Genomic DNA, 4,297 nt, shown 5'->3' on the forward strand with positions numbered 1-4,297 from the left:
AACTCTCGATAACATGGACAATTTGCCTGTTCAGCATAACCCACAGCGTAATGATATCCGGGTGCTTGTATTGCTCCTGATACCCGTGCAGGTCCACCCACCGGTCCTGATCGTATCCCTCAAGGGATACCGGATGCGCCGACAGTTTTATTTTGACAAACCGAAGATGGTTGTTCGCCGCCGAATCGCATAAGTGGCCTACGATCTCCTGCTTCGACCACTTGGCGGGTCCTGGCTTGTGTCTGAACACCTCTTCGGGTACAGCTTTCAGTTCGCTCTCAAAATATCCGACTAAACGGTTCAAGGTTTGACTATAACTATGATTCATCCCGCTTCTCCTCTCCATTGGCTGCATTGTATTCGATCAGCCAGCAATCACGGTACTCTCCTTCATGCCATTCGCGTTTTTCCAGCAGCCTGATCTTGCGGAAGCCGCATTTTTCGTATACGCGCAGGGCCCTGGCGTTCCAGGTTTGCGGGTCCATGACAATTTTATCGGCTTGAAGCGTGTTGGTTAGATAAGAAACCATGCCTTGAATCAGCCTTGAGCCGATTCCCTGGTTCCAGCAGTCGGGCTCCCCTATAAACTGATCCATGCCGAAAATCCGCCCTCCGCCCGTCCCCTTCGCCATAGCCATATACCTCGCGTTCCTCCGGATCGACCGGATAATATTGAATATATCCGATATCGCGGTCGTCCAATTGAATGATGCAGGCTTCGATTTGATCATCTCGGTAAAAGTGCTCCTGCACCATGGCCATATCATGCGGGCGGTCCCGGCCTTCATAATATTCGAGGACGCGCGGATCGCTGAGCCAACGGACCAAATGGTCCGCATCGCCCGCCTCCAGTTTCCTTACGCTGACCCCCTGCTTGCTCCAAAGAATCAAAATTACGCCTCCTCCCTCATAACTCAAGCACGAAGCGTTTGAGCCTTTTTATATGAAAAGCTTAATGTTTTTGACCACGTAGTGGTACCCTGACATGACGGTCATCATCACAGCGATCACCATCAAGAAGGAATCGACGCGAAGGCTAGTCAACCATTGAAAAGGATAGTTATTCAGCAGCACGGCCGTAATGGCGACGACCTGGGACACCATTTTCCACTTGCCGTACCGGTCTGCCGCCAGAGCGATCCCCTGGGCCGACGCCGCCATTCGCAGAGCGGTAATCATGAATTCACGGCCGATCATCACGAAGGCCATCCAGGCCGGAATCATCCCGGCTTCGACCATCATGATCAACGCCACCGAAACAAGCAGCTTATCCGCAAGCGGGTCCAATAGCTTACCCAGATTGGTAACCAGGTGGTATTTGCGGGCAACATACCCGTCCAGCTTGTCCGTAGCGGAAGCAAGAATGAATACACCCACCGCCATATAGGTTCCGTACTGATTCAGAAATTGAATGAACGCGTTGGAATCCGCCAGCCGTACGGGGTACTCTGCGAAAAAAACGATAAACACCGGGATCAGCATAATTCTGGCCAGCGTCAGCTTGTTCGCCGGGTTCATGCATCCTTCCTCTCAAAAAACGTGATCCGGTTACCGAAAGGATCGATCACGCTCACCTCCATATCCTCAAGCCCAGGGCGCGCATGCTTGTATTTCTTCGCTATCAGCTTGGCATGGAGGCTCTGGATGTCTTCGACTTCCACACGGATCGCCGAGCCGGGGGTGCAGTCGCCGTGATGCCCGCTCAAATGGATCTCGCAGTCCCCACTGGACACCTGCATGTATAAGGGAAGATCGTCTTCATAGCGATGCTCCCAGTCAATCCGGAATTCCAGGAAATCCACGTAAAACTCCTTGGCCTTGTCCTCATCGAAAATCCGAAAGATCGGTGTTATCCTCTTCATCACTTATCCTCCTCTAAAAGTTAATCCAAACTTATACCCGGCTCGGCTATCGTACTGGCAATGCGGCAGCAAGCTGCATAGGTGCCGACAGTTGAGCGTACCGGCTCTCCACATAGGGATTGAACCAGACCGCATGGATGACCTTCATCCCTGCCTGATGCGCCCCATCCAGTTCTCCGGAGCCTCCGTCACCTACAAACACGCAATCCTCCGGGAGTATTTGCAGCCGCCGGCATGCGAGTTCATAGATAGCAGGGTCGGGCTTACAGCATTGTACCTCGTATGAAAAAATAACATTGTCAAAATACCCGGCCAGCGGGGAATCTTCCCAGCCCCGGACTTCCTCCTCCGAACAGTTGCTGATCAGTCCCAGCTTCCAGCCATGGGTACGGAGATTTTCGAGCATTTCCAAAATGTCAGGGCGAACGGCTTCAAAAGGAATCCGCTTCTCCTGGATCCTTGCCTGGTAGAGCGTCTGAACGGACTGTTCGTCCGCATCCAGGCCCCTGCTTCGGCAAATATCCCGGATGACATCCGGAAAACTTGCCAGCTCCCCGCGCATCCGCCGCTCCACCCGGCTTCTCCATTCCAGCTTGAACGCTTCCTGGCTCAGACCAAGCAGACCCGGGTAATCGTAGCGACGCCCCGATATCCGCCGACCATCCGCATATTCGGTGATCAAGGTCTCGAACAAATCGAACAAAACGGCTTTCGTGCCCAAGCGGCATCCTCCTTATCGGTATTCGGGATTCCCTCGCCACCCATAGCGATAATTTGTTTGATGCTGACGCCCTCCTTTCCGTAATGGTGTCATAAATTCCAAGTAAGACTGCCGCAAGCGATGTAATTTACCTATTCGACGGTAAAACGCCATACCCTTTCTTCGCCGGGTACTTGCTAAAAATGGATCGATATGGTAGCCTGTTAGTAATTTACGAAGAACGGAGGGTTACGTGTGGTAGATCAGTTTATCCGGGTTCGCACGTTTTGCAACTAACATATTGCAAAATTCTCTGCTTGTACGCGGAGGACTCAGGATTGGTCTGCCATTTTTTAAAGGTAACCCAGATTTTATAGCTACTATGGCTGAGGCATCGTCTGCAGGAACGCGCATGATTATGTCCAGCCTGCCTTTAAAAATTCATCTCACATGAACGCATTGCGGGATCGTACCCTCAAGGGATAGGAAGGATAGTCACTCCCTGCCCTTGGGCCGCTTCCGGCTTTCATGTAAGACCTCATATCCTGCGGCCGAGGAACGGTTGTTCCTTGGACCGGTCGGTCCTTTCGCGAAACGCTGACACAGGCAGACAGCCTGTGTTTTTTTGTGCTTATTTTTAGGTTAACGATGATTCTGGCAAGGAGGGTTACGTGTGGTAGATCAGTTTATCCGGGTTCGCATGGTGTACAGCTGCTAAGAAAAAAAGCCGTTGGCTTTGCTGTGTACAGAGAAACTCAGGATAGGTCTGCCCTTTTTGACAGGTAACCTCCTTTTTACTCAGGAAAAAATATCGCTTGATCGATGCATAATGTGCCGCCACCCGCCGCTTCAATGCCTGGCTTATATGCCGATGAACTGCTCTTTCATGCAGTGCGTCCGGCCCGCGCGAGTGCCTTTCATTCGGTGAAATCCGCCGGATCCCGCGGCGTTATCCTGAGTCTCTCCACTTCACAGCACAGCCGATGGGCAAGAAACCATCGCTGGATAACGGAGGGATTCATGGATGCATAAACATCGACAACGTCATATTAAGACGCACTTGAACATAGAGAAACCCGCAGCCAAAGGACAGCACCTGCTGCACCACGAGCCGGTCATTCACGACATGATCGGAATGGCCGGCGTCACAACCGCCGACACGGTGCTCGATCTGGGCGCCGGGCGGGGAGCCATCACGTTCCCGCTTGCGAAGAAGGCTGGCAGAGTGCTGGCCATTGAGAACGATGCCGCATTCGCCGCCGCCCTTCGGCAAAAGGCGGTTCCCGGCTCTAATGTATCCGTTATTGAAAGGGACATTCGCGAGGCTTATCTTCCGAAGGAGCCGTTTCATGTTGTAGCCAACATTCCATTTTTCATGACGACATTCATTCTCGAGAAGCTGCTCGACCCGCCGGGTTCTGCGTTCCAGGGGGCGGTGCTGATCGTGCAGCACGGAGCAGCCAAGGGATTTACGGCAAGGCAGATTCGCAGCCCGCGTCTGCTCAAGTGGCGGATGTGGTTTGACTTCGAGCTGGTGAAGGTCGTGCCCCGGCGGCATTTTTCACCCCCACCTCAGGTGGACGCAGCCGTACTCCGCATTCGGAGACGGAAAACACCTTGGCTGCAGACGCAGCATCATCATGCGTTCGGCGGATTGGCCGAATACGCGCTGAACGATCCGGCACTGCCGGTGTGCGAGGCACTCGCGGGGATTTTTACACCAGTGCAAATCAGG

7 protein-coding genes are annotated in these 4,297 nt (G+C 53.1%); 1 reads left to right on the forward strand and 6 read right to left on the reverse strand.

Annotated elements, in window-relative coordinates; all coding sequences use genetic code 11:
* The 6 genes from CPT76_RS38120 to CPT76_RS32935 form a co-directional block, all read right to left on the reverse strand.
* On the reverse strand, positions 1–328 hold a 328-nt coding region (locus CPT76_RS38120), incomplete at its 3' end, for a hypothetical protein (protein WP_105445889.1).
* Positions 318–596, reverse strand: a complete 279-nt coding sequence (locus CPT76_RS41730) for a GNAT family N-acetyltransferase (protein WP_308737714.1) — start codon at positions 594–596, stop codon at positions 318–320. The genes CPT76_RS38120 and CPT76_RS41730, both read right to left, overlap by 11 nt.
* Positions 493–918 (reverse strand): GNAT family N-acetyltransferase, encoded by a 426-nt coding sequence (locus CPT76_RS41735; protein ID WP_308737715.1) that lies wholly within the window; start codon positions 916–918, stop codon positions 493–495. The genes CPT76_RS41730 and CPT76_RS41735 overlap by 104 nt, the downstream gene beginning before the upstream one ends.
* 21 nt (positions 919–939) lie before the next feature.
* Positions 940–1,518, reverse strand: coding sequence for a CDP-diacylglycerol--glycerol-3-phosphate 3-phosphatidyltransferase (gene pgsA / locus CPT76_RS32925; RefSeq protein ID WP_105445890.1), 579 nt, complete (start codon positions 1,516–1,518; stop codon positions 940–942).
* Complete coding sequence (locus CPT76_RS32930; protein WP_181153212.1) at positions 1,515–1,862, reverse strand: glyoxalase superfamily protein; 348 nt, start codon at positions 1,860–1,862, stop codon at positions 1,515–1,517. Before CPT76_RS32930 ends, pgsA begins: the two co-directional genes overlap by 4 nt.
* A 46-nt stretch (positions 1,863–1,908) precedes the next feature.
* Positions 1,909–2,583 carry an HAD family hydrolase gene (locus CPT76_RS32935; protein ID WP_105445892.1) on the reverse strand — a complete coding sequence of 225 codons (675 nt, stop codon included), beginning with the start codon at positions 2,581–2,583 and terminating at the stop codon, positions 1,909–1,911.
* Between the two features lie 1,003 nt (positions 2,584–3,586).
* Between CPT76_RS32935 and CPT76_RS32940 the strand changes: the two genes are divergently transcribed.
* The coding region (locus CPT76_RS32940; RefSeq protein ID WP_105445893.1) for a 23S rRNA (adenine(2058)-N(6))-methyltransferase Erm(C) at positions 3,587–4,297 on the forward strand (711 nt) is incomplete at its 3' end.

Source organism: Paenibacillus sp. AR247 (assembly GCF_002968895.1).
Lineage (GTDB): Bacteria > Bacillota > Bacilli > Paenibacillales > Paenibacillaceae > Paenibacillus_AQ > Paenibacillus_AQ favisporus.

What these genes read in the sequence shown, in the direction of transcription:
- CPT76_RS41730 (WP_308737714.1), bottom strand. Translation starts at nt 596, where the DNA reads ATGGATCAGTTTATAGGGGAGCCCGACTGCTGGAACCAGGGAATCGGC.
- pgsA (WP_105445890.1), bottom strand. Translation starts at nt 1,518, where the DNA reads ATGAACCCGGCGAACAAGCTGACGCTGGCCAGAATTATGCTGATCCCG.
- CPT76_RS32930 (WP_181153212.1), bottom strand. Translation starts at nt 1,862, where the DNA reads ATGAAGAGGATAACACCGATCTTTCGGATTTTCGATGAGGACAAGGCC.